We start from the raw sequence: 25451 nt of genomic DNA, 5'->3' as shown, positions 1-25451 counted from the left end.
CTAACCAGCTCAATGCGCCATCTTCAACGCTATCTCACCCTACTTTTATTCTTGTTCAGTATTTATAATGCCAAAGCCCAACAAGCCAATCCTACACAAATTGGAGCTGTAAAGGGTATAATTAGAGACACGACACACAATTATAATTTAAAATCAGCAACCGTATCGCTATTTAAAGGCGATAGTACCTTGGTGAGCTATCAACTGAGCAATAATTATGGTGAGTTTAATTTTAAAAACTTGCCCCTTAATGCTAAAATGTACGTAGAGATCAGTCATGTTGGCTACCAATTGTTACGCAAAAGTTTCACCATTGCCGATGGAAAAATTCCCCTTGATTTAAAAACATTGATTATTGCCACAAAAGACAATAACTTACAGGATGTAGAAATCAGAGTAGCACCAATCACCATGAATGGCGATACCCTGGAGTTTAATGCCGCAGCTTTTAAATTAGATAGCAATGCCGTTGTAGAAGATTTGTTGCGTAAAATACCCAATGTAACCTTATGGGGCGATGGGCAGATTACCGTTAATGGCCGAGAGGTAAAAAGTTTACTGGTAAACGGGAAACAGTTCTTTGGTGGCGATTTTAAAATGGCCACCCAAAACATTGCTAAAAATGCTTTAGATAAGGTACAGGTTTACCGGGAAAGGAATGAAAAAAACCCGCTCGATAGTACTTTGACCGTAAATTTAAAACTCAAAAAAGGTAAAGACATCGGTTACTTTGGCAAAATCGGTGTGGGTTACGGCACCACCAAAAAATACGAAACAGATGCGAGTTTCAATATGTTTTCGCCCAAAATGCAGCTGGGCATTATTGGGGCCAGCAATAATATCAACAAAACAGCCAGTAACATGAGAACCCTCACGGCCAACAGTACGTTTAAAGGATTGAATACCAATGTAGAGTATCAGCCCGATTTTAGGCAATCGGGTATAAACCAACCGAATATTGGTGGTGTCAGTTTTACCTATAATTTTATCGAAAAGCCCGAATACAATAAAAAAAGCGCCTTAAATGCCAATTATTTTATCCAGGACAGAAACTTTGAGAATGCATATGATGCACAAACCACCACTTCGATCAATGCCACTGATAAAATATCCGAAACCAACACCACTGCTGAAAATTCGGCATCAACCAGTCAAAACTTCAATTCGAGTTTCGAATATGCGAATAAGAACCATCGGTTTAACATCAATCAATCGATGTCTTCAAATAACGGCAGCACAAACAGCAATACCGAGAGAAGTGCTTTTAGTGGCCAAAATATGCTCACCAGTACCAATAATGGTAAATCGCAGAACAATTTCAACAACAAGGGCTTTAATCTTGGCATTGAGTATGGTTTAACGCCCAATTACATGACCAGGAGGGAACATATTTTTAGTGGCCTTACCGCAAATTATCACTTATCGATAAATGATAATGATAACCAAAGATCGAATTTAACCACCTTCAGGTCATTTGTAAACCCGGCTTCCAATACAGATTACGATAGAAGATATGATAATCAACGGGAAGCTTTCAATCAGTCTTTATTGTTACAATTGCCCAATTTAAAACAGCTGTTGTTCGGTTATAAAAATCTTGCAGGCTTCGACTTATCTTTAAGCAACAAATTAGAATTGAACAACAATACTGAACACAACAGGGTAGAAGATTTAAAGGGAAATGTTTATGCTACAAACAGCTATTTAAGCAATAATACCAAAACAAATGTGGTGGATGAAACCCCTGGTTTAACGTTTACTAAATCTTTTCGTAAAAGTTTATCAAACAGGTTTGACAAAAATTTAAGGTTTGAGCTTTCGGCAAAACACCGTTTTATTTTTCAGGATAACCGGTCAGACCAGGCGCGGCAGAATATTAACCGGGCTTACAATACCTTTATACCCGAAGTTAACATCAATTATAGCAATTACCAATATGGCGATTTTTATAGATCAATGTCTTTATCTTTTCAAACCAATATCAACATCCCGGCCCTGGAGCAACTGGCCCCATTAACCGATAGTACAAACGTATATAATATTCAGGTAGGCAATATTAAATTGAGGGAAGCTAAAGACAGGTCTGTTAATTTTAACCTCAACCATTCCGATCAGAAGAGCAAAAATACCTTAAATTATAACCTTAATGTTTCGGCAGGTATTATTGAGGATGGTATTGTTGACAGTATTTTTATCGATAGCCAAAACAAGCGAACCATTTATTTAACCAACGCCAATGGCAACAAGTATTTAAATGGAAGCGGTTATTTAAGAAAAACATTTAAACTAAAAACCTCAGAACTGCAGCTCAGCCTAAACGGTGGGTTCAATATAGCCAAGAATGCCAGTTACCTGAATGATGTATTCAGTTTTTCGAACACCTTTAATACCAACGCGAAGCTCAGTTTAAACTATACCTATAAGGATAAATTTGCCACCGAAATAGGACAGGGATTTAATACTTATCGATCGGAACAAGAAGCTTTCGATACCAAGTATAGCGGGTTAAATTTAGCCAGCACCTTAAGCAGCATTTACAACATCACCAAGAAATTTACGCTAAGCAGCAATGTCAGTTTTAATTCGAGCAAATCGAACAGTGCGGCCAATATTAACTTTACCATCTGGAATGCAAATGCCACTTACCGCTTTTTGAAAGGGAACAATATCGAGTTTAAATTCTCAGCTATGGATTTATTGCATCAAAACACCAACATTATCAATTACGGTGGTGCCAATAGTTTTACCGTAGGCACGCAAAGTGTATTGCAGCAATATTTTATGGCAACAGTATCATACTTTCCAAGGCAGTTTGGCAAAAAGCCAGTAAAGAAATAAGATGATTTAGCATCATCTTATTTCTTCATCGACATATAATCTAAAGTCAGGTTAGCCAGTAACTTCACCCCCAATACGAAACCACTTTCATCAAGATAAAAATCTGGTGTATGGTGTGATGGGGCTTTTAAAGGGTCTTTACCTTTTGGCATTCCCCCTAAAAACACAAATAAGCCGGGTACTTTTTCCTGGAAGAAAGAGAAATCTTCCGCACCGGTAACCGGTGGTTTTAATTTTACGTGATCCTTACCTGCGGTTGATTGCATACTTGGCAGCATTTTTTCAGTTAATGCAATGTTGTTAAAGGTAACCGGATAATGATTGCTATAAGGGATTTTAACTTCGGCCTTTGCACCACCCGCTTCGGCTGTTTTGGTTACGATGGTTTTAATTCTTTCGATAAACATGGCTTCATCTTCCTTGCTAAAGTTACGTACCGTACCCAGCATCTCTACCTTTTCGGGGATAATGTTCGACCGTACGCCGCCGTTAATGGCGCCAATGGTCACCACTCCCGGATTTTCGGTCACATTCAAATTCCTGCTTACAATGGTTTGCAGGTTATTGATAATCTGTGCCGAAATCACCACCGGATCGATACTGCTCCATGGGTAAGCACCATGTGCCTGCCTGCCGGTAACGGTAATCTTCATATCGTTTACAGCAGCCATGGTACCACCAGGGCGATAAGTGACATCGCCAACTTCGGTTTGAGAATTGATGTGCAGTCCAAAAATTACGTCTACTTTCGGATTCTCCAACACCCCTTCTTTGATCATTAAAGCCGCTCCACCTTCGTCTCCTTCAGGTACCCCCTCTTCAGCCGGTTGAAATATAAATTTCACGGTCCCTTGAATATCTTTCTGCATAGAAGCCAACACTTCCGCCACGCCCATTAAAATGGCCACATGACTATCGTGTCCGCAGGCATGCATTACCCCAACTTCCTGTCCGTTATACTGTGTTTTTACTTTTGATGCAAATGGCACATCTACCCTTTCGGTAACGGGTAAGCCATCCATATCGGCACGCAAAGCCACCACCGGCCCAGGCTTACCGCCTTTTAAAACCCCCACAACTCCAGTTTTAGCTACGCCTGTGGTTACTTTTATACCTAATGATGTTAGGTGTTTTGCAATGATACCTGCTGTTCTTACTTCTGTATTGCCAAGTTCGGGGTGTTCATGGAAATCGCGGCGCCAGGTAATCACTTTTTGTTCGATGGCATCGGCTTTTTTTGAAACCAATGGCCTTAAATCTGATTTTTGCGCAAATGCATTTAATGCCAATAAGGAAAGGCCAAGCAGGTATGTTTTCTTCATAAAATGAACTGTTTAGGTTTAGTTGCCCTAAGCTAAGCAATTTTAGGGAGAGATGAAATTGTGCCCTGCTATGCACTGGTAATTTTTAGATTTGTCAACTTTAATGGCCAATTTGCTGTTAAAGCTGACAAATCTTCTTAAAAATATCATTAAAACATCCCCTTCAGTTTATCCATCATCCCACCCTCACCAGTTTGGCCAGACTGTGCGTTTTGCCCGCCGTTAAACATGCCGATAACATCGCTCATGTCAAACTTGCCATCATCGCCTCCTAAACTTCCCAATACATCCTTCAAATTAAAGGAGCTGTCGTTCGGATCATTTGTTTTTTGGGTAAATTTGGCAATCAGCCCGGGGATGATACTCGAGGCCAAAGATTTTGCAGTATCGGCATTAATACCCAGTCCACTTAGTTTATCCATAAAACTACCCGAAGCCTGCGTTGCCACCTCGGTACCTTCGGCTTTGTTTCCGTTAAAAATATCGGTTAAAGCGCCAATATTGCCTGATGACAATTTATCTTTTAGGGTGTCGAAAATAGATCCTGAAGCAGCCTGTATTACTGCCTCATTGTGTTCGTTCGGAATAGCAGCATTGTTTACCACGCTTTCCTGTACGTTTTCGCGTACCATTTCATTTAAGTTTTCTAACATAGTGCTCGGATTAATGTTTAAAACAATAGAGGGCTAAATAACAGATCCTTCTATTAAAGTTACGCGGTTTAACCGACATTAAAAATTCTATGTTCTTTAGTTCCATCAATTCTTAGGTTTTAAATGTCAACAAATAAACTTCACCATATCAGCCATATCAGTTCATTAAAGCTCACATGCCCTTATATTGCTTATATGGTCAGAAAAGAAAAAAATGGTCGCCTATCATAAGGATGTTTATAATATATAACTTGCTTCCCTAGACCAAACGGTCAATTTTAGTATATTTTATACGCGTAAAGAAAATATAATATCTCCTTAATGATTTTGAACATTAAAAAGACCGTTTTAAATTTTTGCTTTATTACTTTTACAAAAAAACAAAGATTATGTTACCTAAAGTAAATTTCACAGAAACTGAGGCCTACAAGTATTTAGCCGATCATTTTATAGATATTAATCAAAAAAGCATTAAAGATCTTTTTGCTGAAGATGCAGATCGTTTCAATAAGTTTTCTGTTTTTTTTGAGGATATTTTATTAGACTACAGTAAAAACCGAATCAGCGATGAAACTTTGGCCCTGTTAATCCAATTGGCGCGCGAGTGTAAACTGGATGAAGCCATAAAATCGATGTATAACGGCGATAAGATTAACGAAACGGAAGACCGTTCGGTACTCCACATTGCTTTGCGTAACCTCAGCAATACGCCAATTTTGGTGGATGGCAAAGATGTGATGCCTGAAGTTAACGCGGTACTGGCTAAAATGGAAAAATTTAGCAACAGCATTATCAGCGGCGAATGGAAAGGTTATACAGGCAAAGCCATTACAGATATCGTAAATATTGGTATTGGTGGCTCTGATTTAGGACCGGTAATGGTTACTGAAGCTTTAAAACACTATAAAAATCATTTAAACATCCACTTTGTTTCTAATATTGATGGCACCCACATCGCCGAAACATTAGCAGGTTTAGATGCCGAAACTACTTTATTCTTAGTGGCTTCAAAAACATTTACCACACAGGAAACCATGACCAACGCGCACTCTGCCCGTTCGTGGTTTTTAGAAAAAGGTGGAAAAGAAGGTGATATTGCCAAACATTTTGCCGCACTATCAACAAATGCCAAAGATGTTTCTGCTTTCGGTATTGATACCGAAAATATGTTCGAGTTTTGGGATTGGGTTGGCGGCCGTTATTCGTTATGGAGCGCCATCGGTTTATCCATCTCATTAAGTATCGGTTTTGACAATTTTAAACAATTGTTGGCCGGTGCACATGCAACCGATAATCATTTTAAAACAGCCGAATTTGAAAACAACCTACCTGTAATTTTAGGTTTATTAGGCGTTTGGTATATTAATTTCTACAATGCAGAAACACAGGTTATTTTACCTTACGACCAATATATGCACCGTTTCGCGGCGTATTTCCAACAGGGCGATATGGAAAGTAACGGTAAACATGTAGACAGGAACGGTAACGAGGTTGATTACGAAACCGGGCCGATTATCTGGGGCGAACCAGGCACAAACGGTCAGCATGCTTTTTACCAACTGATCCACCAGGGCACCAGGATTATTCCTGCCGATTTTATTGCGCCAGCGCAAAGCTTAAACCCACTGGGCGATCATCATCCCATTTTACTATCTAACTTCTTTGCACAAACAGAAGCTTTAATGAACGGTAAAACGGAAGAAGAAGTAACTGCCGAATTGAAAAAAGAAGGTAAATCTGATGCAGAGATCAAAAAGATTGCACCATTTAAAGTATTCGAAGGCAACCGTCCAACAAACTCCATATTACTCAAAAAAGTAACACCATATACTTTAGGCAGTTTGGTAGCCATGTATGAACACAAAATATTTGTACAGGGCGTGATCTGGAACATCTTCAGTTTCGATCAATGGGGAGTAGAACTGGGCAAACAACTGGCCAAAAAGATTCTTCCAGAGTTATCTGGCAATGACAAAGTTTCGAGCCATGATAGTTCAACAAATGGTTTAATCAACCAGTATAAGGCCTGGAGATAAAAACATCTTAAAAAAGCGAGTTAATACTCGCTTTTTTTGTTTAAATCCATCTCTGGCATAAAAATTAACCTATACCTACAAATAAAGCTGCCAATTCGCAAAGGCAGCTTTATTACTTTTGTCTGATAATTATCGTTGTCTTGTCATAAAAAACTGTACATTAACAACAGTATTTATCCCTACTAATATTCATCCCACATTTATTTACACAGTTTAATTGCCTTTATGGAAGGGCAATGGTTATGCTATAATTTTAAATATTGAAAGATGAAAAACAATGAAAATTCTAAAGTCCTTAGTAGGAAAGAATCAAATCAAGAAAAGAGTGGAGGTCTCCCCTCACATATTAGCCACTCCAATAGCTCAATTGTAATCCATAAACTAAAAACATAGCTGCTTACGCTATCGTATTGAATACCTGTACCGCACCAACCTGATGGTTTAACTATTGGTTTATGAATTTGCCGCGATTTAATATCGGGATGATTTATGTTTTTTTTATTAGCGAGCAACCAATCAGGAAAAGCTTACGTAATGATTAAGATTTCGAGAGAAAAGTTATTTAAAAGTACTGCCTACATAAAATAAGCAAGGATTTTTAAATAAACAGAACATAAACCCTAAAACTATCCGGATATGACCTCAAAAAAACAGGTTATTGTGATTTTATTCGCCGCATTTCTAATCATGTTGTGCATATCAACAAAAGCAAAATACAATTCATTGCTTATCACCCAAAATTCTAATACACCTACGCCATCAAATGAGCTAATCAAGAAAAAATCTACCTCCAATACTCATTTTAAATAAACACCTATGAAAAAACAAAATTCCATCTTTTTACTGGCCATGTTTGGCACATTACTTTTTGCCTGCTCCAAAAAACAAGCGGAGGAAATAAAGCCTGACAGTCCGATCACTACCGGCCCTACACCAGTAACTACTGCAAACGTAACCTACACCAATTTTGCAGGTGCGCTGTTTCAAACGAAATGTAACAATTGCCACGGTCCTAACGGTTCACTTAAAGTGATATGGGAATTTACAGGTTTGGCCTCTATAAAAAGTGATGCACGTGTGGCCAACAGCATTTTAGTGACCAAAACCATGCCTAAAGGCAGCACGCTTACCGTAAGCGAAAGAGAATTGCTACAAGCATGGTTTGATAAAGGTATGCCTGAATAATGCTTTCAAACCGAAGAAGATTAAGCTCTGCAAAAAACATTTATCTAATCACTTAAATTATTTCACCGATGCAAAAACTACTTTTCACATTCATGGCCTTGTTATTATGCACAGGCCTAAAAGCGCAGATATGGGTAAGCAAAAATGTAACTTCTTCATTTTTCTCTTCAACACCTGTAGAAGATATCGATGCGCAAAGCAAATCAGGGGCTTCAGCCATCAATACCAAAACCAATGATATCATTTTCAAGATCAATAATACTTCTTACGAGTTTAAGAAAAAATTGATGCAGGAACATTTCAATGAGAATTATATCGAAAGCGATAAATATCCTACGTCAGATTTTAAAGGGAAAATTGTGGAACAAATCGACTTTTCGAAACCTGGCACCTACCCCATTACTGTAAAAGGAAATCTGCAGATCCATGGGGTTACCAAAGAATATCAGGCAAAAGGATCGCTGGTAATTACGGGTGATGAAGCTAAGGCCACCTCATCCTTCAATGTAAAACTTGTCGATCATAATATCAAAGTCCCAACGATTGTTTTCAAACAGATTGCAGAAACTATACTCATAAAAATGACTGCTATTTATCAACCTAAAAAATAAACCTTATGAAATATCATCTAAAATCTCTTTTATACCTATTCCTAATTGGCTTGCCATCTCTGGCTTTTGGGCAGGATTCGCTAGAAAATGCCTTACAGATGCCTGTAGAAAAAGGTAATGTAAAGGCCACCTTTAAAGCTACCAAACTCATTAACATACAAACCAACGAAACCATTTATAAGAACGAATTGGATTTCAGGGTGGATCACCGCTTTGGTGATATTGCCGGCAGTGCCGGAGGTACCAAAAACTTTTTCGGACTTGACCAATCGACAGATATTCGCATTGGTTTTGAATACGGGATCAGCGACAGGCTTTCTGTAGGTTTATCTAGGGCAAAGGGAGCCGGGGTAGTTACACAACTTTACGAAGGAAACTTAAAATACCGCCTGTTGGAACAAACCGCCGATGATAAAATACCTGTTGCGGTAACTTTATTTGGCAGCACTACTGTTTCGGCAACAAAAGCTTCAACCGACCCTGCCGCAGCTAATGCATTTGGCGAATTTCAAGACCGTTTGAGCTATGTGGTGCAAGCTGTAATTGCCCGCAAATTTAATTCGAATTTCTCGGTTTTGGTGATGCCATCGTACGTACACCGAAATTTTACTGTTTTTGGCGACCAGAACGATATGCTCGCCATATCGGTTGGAGGGCGTATTAAAATTACTAAACGTATGGCTTTTGTAGCCGACTATACCATTCCGTTCAGGGATAAAGATAAAAAGGCTTATCTCGAAAATACTTCAGGCAATCAATATTACAATACCCTGGGTGCCGGACTGGAGTTTGAAACTGGTGGGCACATTTTCCATCTTAATTTCACCAACGCCACAGCCATACAGGAATCACAATTTATTACCGATACCAATACTTCCTGGTTAAAGGGGCAATACCGTTGGGGTTTTAGTATTGCAAGAAGATTTTCTTTTGATAAAAAGAAAGCAAAGTAGATCAAATTCAACCAAATCATAACCAACAAAACAATTATTATGGAACGTAACGAATTTATCAAATCTTTAGGCCTCGGTATGGCCCTGGTATGCACAGGAGCCTGCTTTTCGGCCTGTGGCAAAAAAAGTGATTCGCCTGAGCCCACCAAGCCAGGTGGTGGTAGTGTTCCCTCTGGCACAACTGCAAGTGTAGATCTGAGCACCCAATTGTTAACCGTAGGGGCATCAATGGTAGTAAGCAGCATCCTTTTTATCCGTACTGCGGCTGGAAATGCGACTACCTCTTTTGCAGCTACGCAGGCGGTTTGTCCACATCAGGGTGGGGCATTGAGCTTTATTCAGGCCAGTAATTACATTCAATGTGGCTTGCATAGTTCGAGATATACCACTTCAGGCAGCATTTTGGCCCAGCCTAATGATGGTGGAACCACTAATGCATTAAAAGTTTATCCGCTTACGGTTTCGGGAAATACATTAACCGCAACAGCTTAAAATTTTTGTTTTTAAGGGTGAAGCAGTACCGTGATGGGTGCTGCTTTTTTATTTTTCCCTTGTTTGGTCTCCTTTTATATTTTTTTTGCCACGGAAATCACGGAATTATTCCCAAAAGCAGGTTTATAACCGCACAGACTTCTGAAGTGTCTCAACACACAAGCCATTAGAGACTTCGAATTTATCTTCCTACTTTTTTGATTACATTTATATAACCAAATAATCCCGTGATCAATAAAGCGCTCTTCATACTTCTACTGTGCCTTAACCTGTTTGTTACCGTACAGGCCCAATTGCCTGTAAAATTAAATCAGTTTACCACCAACGAAGGTTTACCGAGCAACCATGTTTACGATATTGTTGAAGATCATAAAGGCTTTTTATGGATCGCAACAGATAATGGCGTTTCGAGGTTTGATGGCAAATACTTCCAAAATTTCTCTGCGAAAAATGGATTGCCCTCTAATGATGTGTTACAGATACAATGCGATGATGATGGTACCATCTGGGTAAATAGCTATGTACAGCCCCCAGCTTATTTTGATGATGTTAAAGGTTGTTTCATCACCATCAAAAACCATAAATACCTCAACATCCTTTCCAAAACATTATTTGTACTCCATAAATTAAAAAGTGGTGGGGTTAAATTTTATAACCGTAATGGCGCTGTTACTTTTAAAAACAAAAAAATAGCAAGTTATACCTATAACCCCATCATAGAAAACAAATTATTGGTTAAAGATAAAGAAGTAAGTTCTTTTTGTGCAATCAGCAACGATAAACATGCTTTTTACAGCAGAACCTATCTTTTATCAAAAAATAAACTAGTAGATAGTATTCTAATTAGATCACCTTTAGTTTTTAGCACCAGTTTTTTTAACTATACCGAGTTTTTTCAGTTTACTACCGGGAATAAGGTTTACAAGGTATCTGATATAGGCCTAAATCCGCTCAGGTATAAATTGGATTCGCTTATTGTACCCGAAAAAATATTTTGGTACAAGCTCTCAGGAGCTTATCTGATCATTACCAGCTCAACAGGCAACGTTTACTTTTATAACAAAAACAGCCTTAAACTTGCCAACAAATTAACCTACAAGGCAAATGCAAACTGTGCTTATGTAGATCAATTCAAAAATATATGGATCGGCACTTTAGATAAAGGCTTAGCCTACTATAGTACAAATGAAATCAAAAAAATAATCACACCCGAAGATTATATTAAACCCAATTTTTTAAGCCTCTCCATAAACGACAAAAATGAATTATTTGCAGGAAACTATTACGGGCAGGTTTTAAAAATCAAAAATGGGCAAAAACAAAAGTTCGAAATCGTTGGTAATAATTATCCTGCTTGGATAAGAAAGATCATCAATATCAAAAATAAGACGGTATTGATCAGCGATATGGGCTACAGCATCAATTTTGGCAAAAGCAAAATAGCTTTGACCTACAAAAACATGTCGGCATCGCTTAAAACGGCTACATTGTTAAATGATAGTACGATTATACTGGGCACAATATCGGGATTGCTGGAATTGAACCTAAAAACGCAAAAAACACGTTCGCTAAACAGCGAATATAACAGGGCATTGAGTCTGGTTAAAACCGACAACAATACGATTTACAACCTGGGTTCTAAAGGACTATACAGATACAACCTAAATGCCAATACCTCTACCTTTATTCCTTTAAACCTGCCGAATTTTAATGAAAAATTATCGGTTTTAATCAAGGCTAATGACAATACCTTATGGGCGAGCTCACCAAATGGCAGCTTGGTTATTTTCAAAAACGACAAAGTGATTTCGGTTATCAAAGATGAGGCAAGTTTGCCCGAAAACATTACCTGTATGCTTGCAAATGGGAACAAAATATGGATCGGTAGTAAAAAGGGAATTTCCATTTTAGCCTATAACATCAATCGAAATCAAATTCATTATAAGATATCGAACATCTCCAAAACAGATGGTTTATCCTCAAATACGGTTAATGATCTGATTGCAAAAAACGATACCGTTTATGCAGCAACCGAAAATGGTATTTCTATCATCCCGGCAGCTTATCAAAATCCAAAATTTGAGATTTCTCCCGAATTAACAGATGTTAAAATCAATCAGGAAAGCAAACCGATTGCTAAAAACTATACTTTAGAAAGTAACCAGAACAACATTACACTGCAGTTTGCAGGAATAGAACTTAGCGGCCATTTTAAGGCCATACAATACGCGGTAAACAGCAAAAATGGCTGGAGCAACTTAGATGGGAATACACTGAATATCCAGTTGAACAGTGGCAACCATACTATATTTATCAGGGCGGTTGATATTAACAACCAAATTAGCAGACAAACCTTGAAACTCGTCTTTTTTATCAAAACGCCTTTCTACAGGGCGTTATGGTTTTGGACAACTATCGCCATTATCATAACCGCTGCAACTTTTTGGTGGTTCAACCAGATGAGGCTTCAGAAACAAAAAACCATTTTTGAACAAAAACTGGCTTTAGAACTGCAGCGGAAAAAAATCACTGCCGATCTGCATGATGATATCGGAGCAACCTTGAGCAGTTTACAGTTAAACAGTGCTATAGCCAACCAGTTGATCAGTACCGATACCAAGCAGGCAAAAAAAATCCTCCATAAAATTGAAGATCAATCCAAGAACCTTGCTGATAAAATTGGCGACATTATCTGGAGTATGAAACCCGGCAAAGATGAATTTATGACAATCGGCAGCCGGATAAAAAATTTCGCCAATGATATTTTGGGCGCAACAAACATCAATTATAAAATATCAGTCGATACAGGCATTAATAAAACAGTGCAAGATATTACCACGCGTAAAAATCTGGTGCTGATTACCAAAGAAGCGGTAAATAACATTGCAAAATACAGTTGCGCCACCGAAGTGCTGATCAGTTTAAAAATTATAGGCAAGCAGATCCACCTTAAGATCGAGGATAACGGAAACGGATTCAATATCTGTGAGGATAAAGGAAATGGCCTGGCCAATATGCGTAAAAGAACCGAAGAGCTTAATGGTACTTTTACCATGCATTCGGAGATAAAAAACGGGACTTCAATTTTAATCAGCATTCCGGTTATCCCTTAATTTAGGGGCAATTTTTGTGAATTATCCTTTTAGCTTTGTATTATGGCTATCCGCATCTTTATTTACGACGACAGCAGCGACAGGAGAGACAGCTTAAAGGCCCTGTTAAGCTTAAACGAAGACCTTAAATTTGTAGGTGAAGCACCCAACTGCAAAAGTGTAATACACGATATCGAAAGCTTTTACCCAGATGTAGTGCTTATGGATATTAATATGCCTGAGGTAGATGGATTAGAGGGATTAAAACTGATCAAAAATAATTTTCCCCAGGTGAAGGTATTGATGCAAACGGCGTACGACGACAGCGAAAAGATATTTACAAGTATTAAAAATGGGGCGAGTGGATATATCTTAAAAAACGACAAGCCACAACGCATTTTACAGGCCATTGAAGAGGTATTTGAAGGTGGCGCTGCGATGAATCCAGCCATTGCACAAAAGGTATTAGACTACTTTAAACCAACCAAAAAGGAATCGCCGTTAAGTCCGAAAGAAAATGAAGTATTATCTCTTTTGGCAGAAGGACTGAGTTATAAAATGGTTGCCGATAAACTAGGCGTAAGTTATACCACCATCAACACACACACCAAACGCATTTACGAAAAACTACATATTTCCTCATTGGGCGAAGCCATTGCCTATTTTTATAAAAACATTAAAGAATAACAAGTCGTTTAGATCGCTTATTCTCTCCTCCCTATATTTAGGGATTTATAAGTTCGCTTAAATCTCCAATTTCATAATGACTTAACGTAAATCATTATGAAAAAAACATTTACTATACTTTCGTTCATTACCGGGATAGCGCTTAATGTAATGGCGCAGATACCGGGACAGCCCATAGGCGGCATTGTTGTAAAGGGCGGCAAAAACCCGGGAGGAAATGCATTAATTTCTCTTAGCGGAGGCATAACAAACCCCAGCACACCGACCAAACAAAATGCAAACATAGCCAAGGGTTATGCAATTAATGCAAATGTGTACGTTCCATTATTTGCCAGGGGTGGCAATGATAACCTTGCCGGTAAAACCGATCACTTTTTCTCTGTTGGTCCCAACGCCGGTGGCGAATACTTCGGGAGCAACAAAGATTATGAGACTGGCAATTTTACTCCCTACAACATTACTGGGCAGAGCAGTAGCCCGGGCCTTGCTACAAGGGGATCGGGAAAACCAACACTACAGGGTTTTAAAGCCGAACTGGGCGTACAGTCTAATTTTTCCTTTGGTCAGGTTACCATTTCGCCTATCTTAAATGCAGCCTATCTCAACATTAAACAACAGGCTTTTGCCATCACACAAAGTAGTTCGGTTAATGGGCAAAACCGTGATTTTAACCTATATACCCAGGCAGAAACCAAGACCAGTGGTTTTGCTTTTGTTCCAAAGTTGCGTTTGGCTTATTTCCCTGGTAAACTGGGCTTTTTTGTTGATGGGAATTATACCATCGGACCAGGCATAAAAAATGAAACTGCAACCTTTACGCCACAGGGCGTAGCCGATGGAAAGGGGTTTTACAACATTGATCAAATGTTAAATGGCGGCAACATCGCCACGGTAAAAACCACGAAGTACAATAACCTTGGCTTTAATTTTGGCGTTAGTTTAGGACTAGGGAAAGGCATCACCGAAAAAGGGATTAAAAGATCAGAAGCGCAGGCCATCAAAACCGAAAATCCGCTACCTCCTGCTGTCAATAATACTGAAAACCCTGTTTCCGATGTAGCGATACCGCAATCAGTACTGGAAGGCAGAAAAAATAACAAACAGCCATGCGAACCTATTATATTATTTCCCAAACAGGGACAACGGTTTAGCGAAAAGGAAAAAATAGACATAGGTGTTAATATCCCTTCAGAATATAGCGGAGAAAAATCAATCCGTATTTACAAAATCTCAGACGATGAAAATCTCCTGGGCAAATTAAGCCCTGATGAAAGAACCAGTTTAAATGCGCAGACAAATGTAGATCCATCTGCTAACCGTAACGCAAAAAGCAGCACAATAGTTAAAAATTTGAGTAAAAGCGGGGCAGAATACCAGTCATCGCTTGATGGTTTAGAAAAAGGAACTTATCTGGCAATGATAGGCTCAGGAACCTGCCATGCACAATCTGTATCTTTTGTGGTCACATCTGGCCTCCACCGTTTAGATGTTTTAATCGATACCGCAAAATGTAAAGGCTTTAATGCAGCAGGAAAACCAATTTATAGCATCAGCATTACGCTTAAAAATTTTAGCACTGTTGCCGAAAATGTAACCTACGATTTTAACAATGCAGCCAACGTGGTACAGAATGCGGCTATTCCAGGTAACATTCTTGCAAACATAGTTTATGCAGGTGCCAGCGGCACCATAAACCTTACATCGGGAGTTTATCCTCCTACACTGGCACCAGGCGCACAACAAACTTTTACGATCGATTATACCCCAACAAATGCCAATGCCACCTGTCTAAATCTGGATATCTACATCAGCAGCCAACAGGGTTCTACCACTATCAACGATAATACCTTTAACTGCATTCCGGTAAAGCCCTGCATCTGCAATTATTGTGATAATATTATATGGAAGTTTGGGGATGATAAGGTAACCGCTACCACTCAGTTAACCAACAATAACATCAATGTAGCGACGACCATAACTTCGCCAAATGTACTCATCAAAAATTTTAAGGCCGAGTTAATCAGTTTCATCCATGTTTCTGCAAATGGTACCGAAGAATGTTTCGGCTGTAATAAAGACAGTCAAACTTTTGGAAATTTCACATCAGGTACCTTTACTTCAACTGCTTGGGGCGTCCAAAACGGACTGTTTCCGGTTATCCCGGCGGGTGGTGGAAATACGCACCACACCCTGAGCTGGTTTTCACTATCTCCTCCAACAACGCAGTTGGCAGGCGCGCAAATAAACCTGAACATTTCGGCACCGCCATTTAGCACACTGGCCTGTTGCGACGATGTAATCCGGTTCTGTATCAGGTATAGCTTTACCAATAGCGAATGTCAGACTTGCAGTTTTGTTAAATGCTACCAAGTAACCAGAAAACACAGATAGTTAACCTTTCAAAAGAAATTAAGATGAAAAATATCATTTATAAAATATTCTTGTTGCTGGCCTTAGCGCTTTTTGCAACAAATGTAACGAGGGCGCAATTGCCGTTAATTTATGGCGACGCAGTTGCCTCGCATAGTCCGAGTTATAACTATGGCCCAATGGATCCAAACTCGTTTGTATTAAAAACCATCAAAACCAACGATACTCAAACTGCGCCCTTGGGTGTAAATTGGAATACGCCCACTATGCTTCCTCCAGGCACTAAACCTGCCAACTGGAGCGCCGCAAATTGGACATACGCTAAACTGGGTATCATTTTCGGGATCACCCTTGATAAAGAACCACTTACCAATATTTATGTTTCCAATACACAGATTTTTTCGGGTTCGAACCAAAACACCAGTAAAGTATGGCGTTTAGATAATACTACTGGAGCACATACCTTAGTTTTTGATTTTCTAAATACCACCCGATCTTTAGGAAACCTTAAATATCAAAAAATAGGTATTACCAATAACATTTACGTTTCCAACTGGGATAATGGCAGCATCGAAAGGTTAACCGGAAACCCGGCAGGTACCGCCCTTTGGACCAAGCAAAATGCATTTAATCCAAAATTTGCCGCTACAGCTGATGACCCTATTTCTATACCCTACGGTTTGGCCATCAGGAAAATACTGGGTGTTTACAGATTATACTATGCAAAAATAAGGACAGCAATTCCTTACAGTACCAACGAGATTTATTCGGTACAGTTAGATGCCAATGGCGATTTTTTACCATTAACAGAACAATTGGAAACTACACCTGCAGTTAGTACCCTTCAGCCCATTGCGGATATCGCATTTTCTGAAGACGGCAATAGAATGTTGATTGCCCAGCAAACCTGGTATAGCTTTGGCGCTTTGGGTGCACACGATTCGAAAGTGGTAGAATTTTTATCGTCAGGCCCGGCAAGCTGGATTTCTTCGGCAAGTTTGTTTCCGTCGGGCGGCTTTTCCAGTAAAACAAATGCCACCGGTGGAGTTTCTTATTCCTATAACGTTTTTAAAGGAAGCAGTACAAACTATAGTTGTGATTCGTCTGTTTGGTTTACCTCCGATGCTTTAAATTCAAGTGTTACCCTTTACGGTGTAGAAGGTTATAGTGCAGCAGGTGGTACGGTGCCCAATTCTATTTTAATTGATTATGACGATAGTGCTATTCAGGATAAAAGCAGATTGGGCGATATCGAAGTCTACAAAAAACCTTTAGAGTGCAATCCTTGCTCTTGTGGTCAATGGCAGGGCGGGCCAACATTGGGCGGTAATCCGATACCGGGCGTTCCGATCATTTTACACCCCGATTTCGAATTGGGTAAAACAGCACAAAAAATCGTTCCACCAGGGAATGTAGGCGATGCACAGCCGATCCAGTTACCTTTAAATTATCCTCTACAATTTATCCAGGGAAATGTATCGGGCTTAATTAATGCGGTATATAACTGCAATGGCAATTGCGGTGCAACCTATACCTGGCAATTAACTGCCGCGTCCGGCGTATTGGTTGCAAACGGAACAACGTTACCTGTAGATTTAGCACAGTATAACGCCAAGTTAACCTGCGGAAAGTATACGTTGACGATTAAAGCCAAATGTGGCAACAGTGATTGTGGTAGCCTTACCATACCGATCACTATCATCTGCGAACCACCAAGCTGTTGCAAGGCCGAAATTAAGATCGAGCAAACCTCGGCTGCATTTAATGTTGCTACCAACCTGGCCAATCCGAATGCTTTTTCTACCGGCACAGCAACATTCAGCATTTTCAGCACTACGCCAATGAGCGAGGTTAGGGTAAGCGTAGAAGAATTTAGGTTGATTGCTTCTTCTCCTAACTGTTTAAACTGTAACAACCGTCCGGTAACATGGGGCAATATTTTATCGGCCAGTTTAAATGCACAACCCATGACTTTAAGTGGCTATGTTGGTCCGGTAACAGGAAGTATTGCTGCAGATTACCGTGAAGCAGTTTTAAACAACAATGCCCCTATCAGTTTAAATCCAGGTAATTTCAATATTAAATTATCACTCCCAACCATTACCGAATTAACCTGTTGTGAGGTGAAGGTTTATTTATGCTTAAAGTTTACTTTTAAAGATGCAAACTGCAACGAATGTGTGCAGATGGTGTGTGGCCAATTTGCCTTAAACCCACCAAAAGATACCCATGGAGATGTGGCATCACCAATCAAAAACAGTAACATTAAGACATTCAAAGTTGAACATTAATATCATCCCATTAAAACCCGGCCATCAAAAATGGTGGCTGGGTTTTATTTTCATCCTCTGGTTTTCATCCTTATCTGCACAAACCTTTACCACAAAAGGCACCGAACTGTACGATTATTACGGATATTATTTCAGGCAGAAATTTAAAATTGAAGTAAACGGTTTAGCTTCTGTTGCCGATAGCACCTTTGGTTTAGAATCTGTTTTGCTCAACCTGCATCACCAACGGGTTAGCGATTTAAAAATAACACTCGAAAGTCCTGATGGAACAAGTATCTGGCTAAGCAACCGTAACGGAAAAGATTCTGGCGCAAACTATATCGATACGCGGTTCTCCCAATTTGGAAAATCAGGTTTAATCAGTGCTGCTGTTGCACCTTTTACAGGAAATTACCGTCCTGACGGGCAACTGGAGTTTTTAAACCATGGACAAAATCCCAACGGCACATGGAAACTGTACATAGAAGATTTAAAAAGTGATTTTAATGGCATTTTAGATAGTATCCAACTTATTTTTGGCCATCATCCTGCCAAGGCCATCATCACACAGAAATGTGCCTTCGAAAATATTGGTCTATGCAACTGTCCCAATGGGAAAAACGATTGCGAATTATTGCCAGATCTGGTCATTATTCCTTTTTTTACCAAAAATCAGATTCAGGAATATGCCTGGGATGACAAACAATATCCCGGACAGTTAAGATTGGCTGCTACCATTGCCAATATAGGTTATGGACCAATGGAAATAACCGGAACCAAAAACTGGTTTTGTGGCACAACAAAAGTTGACAGTTCGCAAATATGCCCCAATGGAAAAATAAACAGGTTACTGGTAAACCAAAAAGTTTATAGTCGAAAAAATGCTATTCTTTCTTATAAAGAATTTCCCGCTGGAACCATGTATTTTGAAAATAAACCCGGACATAACCATTATCATGTAGATGATTGGGTAGAATTCAGACTGGTTAAAACGGTAAATAAAAAGAAAATACTGATTGCAAAAGGCTCAAAAGTGAGCTATTGTTTATTTACAACGGGTATCCTTTACAATTCTGACGTTTTTAGTGCGATTGATGGCAAACAGTATGGAGAAAATATGCCCAATTATGGTTTAGGGAATTATCCAACATGCAATTTTGATAAACAGGGAATCAGTGTTGGCGGGTATGATACTTATGGCATGTTATACGAAGGTCAATCCTTAGCTCTCCCGAAAAACCTTAAAAGTGGAAATTACACCCTCGAGATCGAAATTGACCCGCACCATTGGTACAAGGAAAGCAATAAGAAAAACAATATCTTTAGTATGACAGTTAGTATTGGCAAACAACAGATTAATTAAACCGTTACGTTCTGTCCTTTTACGTCAAAAGCATCACGTAAACCTATGGCCAGCACATTAAAGGCATACACTGTAAGCATAATGGCCAATCCCGGCAAAATAGCCAGGTAAGCGGCATCCATAATAATATAGCCATAATGTTCTTTAATCATGCTTCCCCAGCTTGGCATAGGTGGTTGTGCACCAAAGCCCAAAAAACTCAACCCTGTTTCTAACAAGATGGCTGAAGCAAAATTAGAGGAGGCAACCACTAAAATCGGTCCAGCGATGTTTGGTAAGATATGTTTTATAATGGTTCTGCTCGTACTAAAGCCCAGAGCCCTCGCTGCCTCTACAAATTCGACTTCTTTTAAAGCCATTACCTGGCCACGCACCAATCGGGCCACATCTACCCAGGTGGATAAACCTACAGCAATAAATATCTGCCAGAAACCCTTACCTAAAGCGAATGATATCGCGATAACCAATAATAAGGAGGGCAAGGACCATACCACGTTCATAAACCAACTAATTGCCGCATCAATACGTCCACCAAAATAACCTGCTACAGCACCTAAACTTACCCCAATAAAAAGGGAAATGAGTACAGCCATTAAACCTACAGAGAGTGAAACGCGGATTCCCAAAATCAACCGGCTTAGTAAATCGCGACCATAAATATCGGTTCCTAAAATATAGGTCTTTTGGTAGATGTTATATTCTTTGAAGAGCGCTTGCGCTGTACCTATTTTTGAGGGCAATGCGCAAGAAAGGCATAAATCTTTAAGATCATACTTCGTTTCTTTGGCTTTTTCATCCTCTCCGATATATTCCTGTACAAAAACAGCCTGATCTTTTATTTTATAGGAAGTAATCGGGATACTTTTAAAAGATGGCGTTTGACCATTTAACATCCTTTCAAAAAAATTGACTTTTTCAATCTTTGGATTTCTACCGATAATTAAAAAAGTAAACGAACTGCCAGGTTTCTTTTTATTGAGCTGAAGGGTCTGAACATTCGCATTGGGAGAATCATCCGGCATAATCAGATAGCCTAAAATGCCCATCACCATCAAAAGTAAAATAAACACCAATCCACCAAAGGCAAACCTGTTCCGTTTAAACTTTAACCATACTTTTTTTGATGGGCTATTATCCATTATCTGACCATTCTGCCTTTCCAATTGTATTTTCCGCTATTTCCGGCAATACCGATGTACACCATATAAAGTACATGTAATACATTTAAAACCGGGATTAATATCAGTAAACTGCGTCTTTTTGCAAAGCCAGTAACGTCCCATAAAAATAATGTTTCTAGAATCATTTTAACCAATAACTGATAAAATGTGATGCTTAGAAAACCGGGGATAAAAAGGCCGGTAATAAAATTTCCGAGGATAGAAAGATTGAATATCCAGATCAGCACGCCCAATACGATAATGGCTTTGTTCTTATAACGGGTACTCTTCGAGGCCCAGCGTTTACGCTGTTGTATAAAAGAACCCAAAGTTTCTTTTGCATGGGTATATACAATGGCCTCTCTATTCTTTAAAAAACCGATCTGATCGGGATATTTAGCGGCAATTTTATGGAGTAACAACTCATCATCACCTGATGCCAGGTCATCTATCCCCTGAAAGCCCCCAACTTCGTAAAAGGTTGTTTTCTCATAGGCCAGATTTGCACCATTACAGGTTGATGGCTGCTTGTTTCCAATGGTAGAGGCCCCCAAACCGATCAGATATAAAAACTCTAATGATTGCAACCTTTCAAATAAACTTTTCTCTTGAAAATAAGCTACTGGCGAAGAAATCATCTTATATTTTTTCACTTCGTACAGGTTCACAATGGTAGCCAGCCAATCTGCGCCCATCCTACAATCGGCATCCGTAGTGATAATCAGATCACCCGAACAGGTTCCGATTGCAGTTTGTATAGCCTTTTTTTTGTATGAATTTAAGGCCTTATCTTCATTTAGCCTGATCAGTTTCACATTCTGATCGGCATAACTTAATACAATTTCTGCAGTGCGGTCGGTAGAATGATCATCAATAATAATGATTTCTGTTAAAACTTTAGGGTATTGCTGCGCAATCAGATCATCAATGGTTTGGTTAATGTTCAGTTCCTCATCGCGGGCAGCCACAATGATAGAAACTTTAGTTTGAGGATCAGATTTTTGTGGATTAAAATAAATCAGCTTATGCCACCCTCTGATAAAACTAAGGACTAAAAAACCATAAACTAAGGTTAAAGCAGCGGATAATAGACTAATTAGATTTAAGATTTCCAAAAAAATTGAGTTTAAAAACGAAATAAGTGCCTAAGATAGCAGGAATTATAATATTTATCAGCCAAATACTCGCAGTACATGCAATAACGGCTATATGTTGATCGGTTACATGTTTGAATAATTCTACAGCCGTAACGCTCCTGATCCCCACATCGAAAAGATCAAGTGATGGCAATGCCGATTGTACCAAAAAGAGTAAACAGGTCATCATTATGATATCGGCATAATGCAAGCCTGGTACCAGCCACACAAACAAAATGAAATATTGTGAACTGAACACCAGATAACGGGCGAAACAGTAAGTGATAATTTTGAACAAGTCCCTTTTTCGGTACCTGGCTAAAATGCTGTAAAACTTTTTGTATTTCCTGGTGAATTTAAATGAAAGCAAAATGCCGTTTAACCATCGGATGTTAAAATAGAAGATCAGAAAAAACAGGCAAAAGAATACCGCGAGAACTACCACTGCAATAAAAAGTACACGATCTATCGGGATAAAACGGTAAACAAAAAAACAAGCTGCAATAGCACCAAAAACATTCGTTAACACCAATTGACCAATACTGCCTACGCTCATGGCCACTATTCCGACAATCCTTCTTTTGGGCGACAGAAAAAATACCCTTCCTCCATACTCACCTAACCTGTTAGGGGTAAAAATAGCCAATGTTAAACCACAGAAAACAGACTCGATGGCCCTGTAAAAAGTAATGGGCTCAATTTGGCTCATCAGGTACTTCCACTTGCCAGCTTCTAAAAACCAATTCACAAACATCAGTAGCACCACAATGCCTATTACCGTGATAATTTCTACCTGTGGAATACCTTTTAACAGCGTACTAAAATCGTGCAGGTTTTTATTCGCAACAAGCTTATGGTAAATAAACCAAAAGGCAAATATTACAATTGCGGCTTTAATCAGAAGTGATAATATTTTTTTGTTCTTGCCTGTCAAGATTAGTCTTTCTTTTTGCAAATATGCTTAATATTGCTGTAATGTTGAACGAAAAAAAGGAACGGGTAATTATGGGCATCGATCCCGGAACTGCGGTAATGGGTTATGGCGTAATTTTAGAGAAGGGAAATAAAACAGAACTGATCAGTTTGGGGGTAGTGAAAATGACCCATTTAGACGATCCTTTTCTTAAACTTCAGCGCATTTTCGAAAAAACAGTAGTTTTGATCGATCAGTACAAACCCGATGTTCTGGCTATTGAAGCCCCATTTTATGGAAAAAACATTCAGGTATTATTAAAACTTGGTCGTGCGCAAGGCATTGCCATTGCTGCTGCACTTTCCAGAAATATCTCGGTAACCGAATATTCTCCCCGTAAGATCAAACAATCGATTACAGGCAGCGGTAATGCCACTAAAGAGCAGGTGGCCGCGATGTTGCAGCGCTTGTTAAATTTTAAGGAAACGCCTGAATTTTTAGATGCTACCGATGGATTGGCTGTTGCCATGTGTCATTCTTTTCAAAAAATTACCTCAGGTGGTAAATCCAAAACCTATTCAGGCTGGGAATCTTTTGTAAGCGACAACAAAACCAAGGTTAAAGGTATAGCGGTTAAGCCTAAGAAATAATCGAGGAGAAAACAAAAATAATTGTCATCCTGAGCGTAGTCGAAGGATAAATTATCTTTGTTTTCGATTATAAAAAGTCTTCGACTACGCTCAGACTGACAACTGGTAGACTAGATGATTACTGCCTAGCCTGATCGATCATGTTTTTGGTAGCTTCAGCCATTGCCAGCTTATTTTTTCTGATAAAATATTTTATGGTGAAGAATACCACGATACCCACCAATACCAGCATCCATAAATTGGAAATGGCAATGATAATTTCTTTAAAAATCGTCCAGCCGTTTACAATACCCAACCAAAACCTGTTTAAGAATGCCGGGCGGTAATCGTACAGGTTATCATTGGCTACAATCATGGTTTTAACCGTATTGTCCTGATAAAAATTAAGCGTAATGGTGCTAAATTTAACCCGGTTATCGATCTGCATATTTTCTATTCTCTTATCCACATAATCATCTTTGATATATAGGGAGGATTCGACATTGGCACTTTTTTTCGAGGCTACTTTATTGATCTTTTCGATCGCATCAATGCGGTTCTGGGCCTTTAATTTATTGGCCAAATAAGCGATACTTTGATCGTCCATTTTCATCGATTGGTTATCTACAAAAACAGCCATTTTTGCGATGGTGTTTGTAAATTCGTCCAGTTTCTCTGATGGCACTTTAGCGACCAGATAACCCTGGGTACGATAGGAAGTAATTTCTTTTAGCGAATCGGTAGATTGTTTAACCTTATCAGTTTCCTGGATGGAACTTTCGATGGAGAATTCGACAACAGTGCCGCCTTCTGCTTTGATGGTTTTGCTAAGCTGTTCCTTGGTATTTTGAACATTCTTCACCCGAAACCGCATATCTGCAGTTTTGATGATTTTTTCTGCAGCGGTACTATCAGCCGATTCTTTGCTTAATGGCTCTAATTCTACGGTATCAGCGCTCGCATATTTTTTGTTTTCGTTTTGGCAGCCAAAAATTGTTAAAATTATGGCAATAGCAATAATATTCCTTTTCATGATTGTGTGGTTCTAAATAAATAATCATTTTAAATATTTGCTTCAAATGGCCATGAGAAGTTCAGCGTTTTGGTTAGCTTTTAACGCTGTGTTTTCCCTTAATACAATAATTGTATTAAGGTAACCCAATATTCGGTTGGGATAGCAAGAGGGGATTTCGGAGAGGATTTCGATCATTATAAACCTCGCAGGTTTTGAAAACCTGCGAGGTTTGAATAGAGTCTTTATTGTGTCTTTTTTGAAAAGCAGGTTACTGTATACATCGGTTGCGGTAGTCCTGCCATCCTCTTTACCTCTCTGCGTTCGGTGCCCGCTCCTGTCAGGTTTAAATCACTTGGGCAGACCTTTCTATCCTAAACCCGACAGGTCGTGCTAATTTTACTTAAACCTATCAGGATTTAAAAACCTGATAGGTTATGCACATAACAAAAAAGCCGGTCATGAATAAACATGACCGGCCTTTATATTTTTGATAAGCAAATTGCTTATGCGTCTAATATTTTGAATACACCTTTAATGGCAATAATTGCACCGATGAACAAAACAATCCAAGATGCCAATGATACCTGCCATGAATCGTAAGCGAAACGTGCATAAGTACCCACCATGCAAACCACTACACCAAAAATTATTAATTTATAAATTCCTGGCTGGTTAGCCGTTTTCATGCTTTCTGTATTGTGCTTTAATTCGTTGTTCTCCATAATG

The 25451-nt window shown here is 39.1% G+C and carries 19 protein-coding genes; 12 read left to right on the top strand and 7 right to left on the bottom strand.

The genetic code is table 11. From position 1 onward, the window contains the following. Positions 1–12 precede the first annotated feature (12 nt). Entirely contained in the window at positions 13–2838 is a 2826-nt protein-coding gene (locus R2S57_RS01120) for a TonB-dependent receptor (RefSeq protein WP_316843278.1), read from the top strand. 17 nt (positions 2839–2855) lie between these two features. Here the strand turns inward: R2S57_RS01120 and R2S57_RS01115 are convergent, their stop codons facing one another. Beyond that, positions 2856–4160: an amidohydrolase gene (locus R2S57_RS01115; protein ID WP_316843277.1), complete on the bottom strand. Its 1305-nt coding sequence runs from the start codon at positions 4158–4160 to the stop codon at positions 2856–2858. A gap of 149 nt (positions 4161–4309) precedes the next feature. Next, positions 4310–4813, bottom strand: a complete 504-nt coding sequence (locus R2S57_RS01110; RefSeq protein ID WP_316843276.1) for a hypothetical protein — start codon at positions 4811–4813, stop codon at positions 4310–4312. 389 nt (positions 4814–5202) lie between these two features. Here R2S57_RS01110 and pgi point away from each other — a divergent pair, with 389 nt between their 5' ends. The 10 genes from pgi to R2S57_RS01060 all read left to right on the top strand — a co-directional run bounded on the left by pgi (position 5203) and on the right by R2S57_RS01060 (position 19872). After that, positions 5203–6849 (top strand): glucose-6-phosphate isomerase, encoded by a 1647-nt coding sequence (gene pgi, locus R2S57_RS01105; protein WP_316843275.1) that lies wholly within the window; start codon positions 5203–5205, stop codon positions 6847–6849. Between the two features lie 816 nt (positions 6850–7665). After that, positions 7666–8034 carry a hypothetical protein gene (locus R2S57_RS01100; protein WP_316843274.1) on the top strand — a complete coding sequence of 123 codons (369 nt, stop codon included), beginning with the start codon at positions 7666–7668 and terminating at the stop codon, positions 8032–8034. Between the two features lie 68 nt (positions 8035–8102). Next, positions 8103–8645, top strand: coding sequence for a YceI family protein (locus tag R2S57_RS01095; protein WP_316843273.1), 543 nt, complete (start codon positions 8103–8105; stop codon positions 8643–8645). Between the two features lie 5 nt (positions 8646–8650). Beyond that, the gene (locus tag R2S57_RS01090) at positions 8651–9598 is read left to right on the top strand and encodes a DUF5777 family beta-barrel protein (protein ID WP_316843272.1); all 948 of its coding nucleotides are present in this window, start codon (positions 8651–8653) and stop codon (positions 9596–9598) included. 39 nt (positions 9599–9637) lie between these two features. Next, positions 9638–10090, top strand: a complete 453-nt coding sequence (locus R2S57_RS01085; protein ID WP_316843271.1) for a ubiquinol-cytochrome c reductase iron-sulfur subunit — start codon at positions 9638–9640, stop codon at positions 10088–10090. Positions 10091–10317: 227 nt separating this feature from the next. Continuing rightward, the gene (locus R2S57_RS01080) at positions 10318–13203 is read left to right on the top strand and encodes a two-component regulator propeller domain-containing protein (RefSeq protein ID WP_316843270.1); all 2886 of its coding nucleotides are present in this window, start codon (positions 10318–10320) and stop codon (positions 13201–13203) included. A 42-nt stretch (positions 13204–13245) separates the two neighbouring features. Beyond that, positions 13246–13869 carry a response regulator transcription factor gene (locus tag R2S57_RS01075; RefSeq protein WP_316843269.1) on the top strand — a complete coding sequence of 208 codons (624 nt, stop codon included), beginning with the start codon at positions 13246–13248 and terminating at the stop codon, positions 13867–13869. A gap of 96 nt (positions 13870–13965) precedes the next feature. After that, a complete protein-coding gene (locus R2S57_RS01070; RefSeq protein ID WP_316843268.1) occupies positions 13966–16260 on the top strand; it encodes a hypothetical protein in 2295 nt (764 codons plus the stop codon). Positions 16261–16283: 23 nt separating this feature from the next. After that, positions 16284–18530 (top strand): hypothetical protein, encoded by a 2247-nt coding sequence (locus R2S57_RS01065; RefSeq protein WP_316843267.1) that lies wholly within the window; start codon positions 16284–16286, stop codon positions 18528–18530. Beyond that, positions 18520–19872 (top strand): proprotein convertase P-domain-containing protein, encoded by a 1353-nt coding sequence (locus tag R2S57_RS01060; protein ID WP_316843266.1) that lies wholly within the window; start codon positions 18520–18522, stop codon positions 19870–19872. Before R2S57_RS01065 ends, R2S57_RS01060 begins: the two co-directional genes overlap by 11 nt. On the opposite strand, the gene R2S57_RS01055 is transcribed toward R2S57_RS01060, so the two are convergent. Genes R2S57_RS01055 through R2S57_RS01045 form a run of 3 tightly spaced genes read right to left on the bottom strand, consistent with a single transcriptional unit; the run spans position 19869 to position 23102 of the window. Continuing rightward, a complete protein-coding gene (locus R2S57_RS01055; protein ID WP_316843265.1) occupies positions 19869–21011 on the bottom strand; it encodes an ABC transporter permease in 1143 nt (380 codons plus the stop codon). The two genes, R2S57_RS01060 and R2S57_RS01055, sit on opposite strands and share 4 nt — an antisense overlap. Next, positions 21011–22147 (bottom strand): glycosyltransferase family 2 protein, encoded by a 1137-nt coding sequence (locus tag R2S57_RS01050; RefSeq protein ID WP_316843264.1) that lies wholly within the window; start codon positions 22145–22147, stop codon positions 21011–21013. Before R2S57_RS01050 ends, R2S57_RS01055 begins: the two co-directional genes overlap by 1 nt. Beyond that, the gene (locus R2S57_RS01045; protein ID WP_316843263.1) at positions 22125–23102 is read right to left on the bottom strand and encodes a lysylphosphatidylglycerol synthase domain-containing protein; all 978 of its coding nucleotides are present in this window, start codon (positions 23100–23102) and stop codon (positions 22125–22127) included. The genes R2S57_RS01050 and R2S57_RS01045 overlap by 23 nt, the downstream gene beginning before the upstream one ends. A 41-nt stretch (positions 23103–23143) precedes the next feature. Here R2S57_RS01045 and ruvC point away from each other — a divergent pair, with 41 nt between their 5' ends. Beyond that, the gene (gene ruvC, locus R2S57_RS01040; protein ID WP_316843262.1) at positions 23144–23731 is read left to right on the top strand and encodes a crossover junction endodeoxyribonuclease RuvC; all 588 of its coding nucleotides are present in this window, start codon (positions 23144–23146) and stop codon (positions 23729–23731) included. A 118-nt stretch (positions 23732–23849) separates the two neighbouring features. Here ruvC and R2S57_RS01035 read toward each other — a convergent pair whose 3' ends face one another. Next, on the bottom strand, positions 23850–24743 hold the full coding sequence (locus R2S57_RS01035) for a DUF4349 domain-containing protein (RefSeq protein WP_316843261.1): 894 nt from the start codon (positions 24741–24743) through the stop codon (positions 23850–23852). 485 nt (positions 24744–25228) lie between these two features. After that, complete coding sequence (locus R2S57_RS01030; protein ID WP_316843260.1) at positions 25229–25447, bottom strand: hypothetical protein; 219 nt, start codon at positions 25445–25447, stop codon at positions 25229–25231. Positions 25448–25451 lie beyond the last annotated feature (4 nt).

The sequence above is a fragment of the Pedobacter psychrodurus genome (assembly GCF_032678585.1).
In the GTDB taxonomy this organism is placed as follows: Bacteria; Bacteroidota; Bacteroidia; order Sphingobacteriales; family Sphingobacteriaceae; genus Pedobacter; species Pedobacter psychrodurus_A.
The sequence above is the reverse complement of the archived record's forward strand: the minus strand, read 5'-3'. Positions and strand labels throughout refer to the sequence as shown.

Coding starts and splice junctions, on each gene's coding strand:
- R2S57_RS01120 (WP_316843278.1), top strand. CDS start 13: ATGCGCCATCTTCAACGCTATCTCACCCTACTTTTATTCTTGTTCAGT.
- R2S57_RS01115 (WP_316843277.1), bottom strand. CDS start 4,160: ATGAAGAAAACATACCTGCTTGGCCTTTCCTTATTGGCATTAAATGCA.
- R2S57_RS01110 (WP_316843276.1), bottom strand. CDS start 4,813: ATGTTAGAAAACTTAAATGAAATGGTACGCGAAAACGTACAGGAAAGC.
- pgi (WP_316843275.1), top strand. CDS start 5,203: ATGTTACCTAAAGTAAATTTCACAGAAACTGAGGCCTACAAGTATTTA.
- R2S57_RS01100 (WP_316843274.1), top strand. CDS start 7,666: ATGAAAAAACAAAATTCCATCTTTTTACTGGCCATGTTTGGCACATTA.
- R2S57_RS01095 (WP_316843273.1), top strand. CDS start 8,103: ATGCAAAAACTACTTTTCACATTCATGGCCTTGTTATTATGCACAGGC.
- R2S57_RS01090 (WP_316843272.1), top strand. CDS start 8,651: ATGAAATATCATCTAAAATCTCTTTTATACCTATTCCTAATTGGCTTG.
- R2S57_RS01085 (WP_316843271.1), top strand. CDS start 9,638: ATGGAACGTAACGAATTTATCAAATCTTTAGGCCTCGGTATGGCCCTG.
- R2S57_RS01075 (WP_316843269.1), top strand. CDS start 13,246: ATGGCTATCCGCATCTTTATTTACGACGACAGCAGCGACAGGAGAGAC.
- R2S57_RS01070 (WP_316843268.1), top strand. CDS start 13,966: ATGAAAAAAACATTTACTATACTTTCGTTCATTACCGGGATAGCGCTT.
- R2S57_RS01065 (WP_316843267.1), top strand. CDS start 16,284: ATGAAAAATATCATTTATAAAATATTCTTGTTGCTGGCCTTAGCGCTT.
- R2S57_RS01055 (WP_316843265.1), bottom strand. CDS start 21,011: ATGGATAATAGCCCATCAAAAAAAGTATGGTTAAAGTTTAAACGGAAC.
- ruvC (WP_316843262.1), top strand. CDS start 23,144: ATGTTGAACGAAAAAAAGGAACGGGTAATTATGGGCATCGATCCCGGA.
- R2S57_RS01035 (WP_316843261.1), bottom strand. CDS start 24,743: ATGAAAAGGAATATTATTGCTATTGCCATAATTTTAACAATTTTTGGC.
- R2S57_RS01030 (WP_316843260.1), bottom strand. CDS start 25,447: ATGGAGAACAACGAATTAAAGCACAATACAGAAAGCATGAAAACGGCT.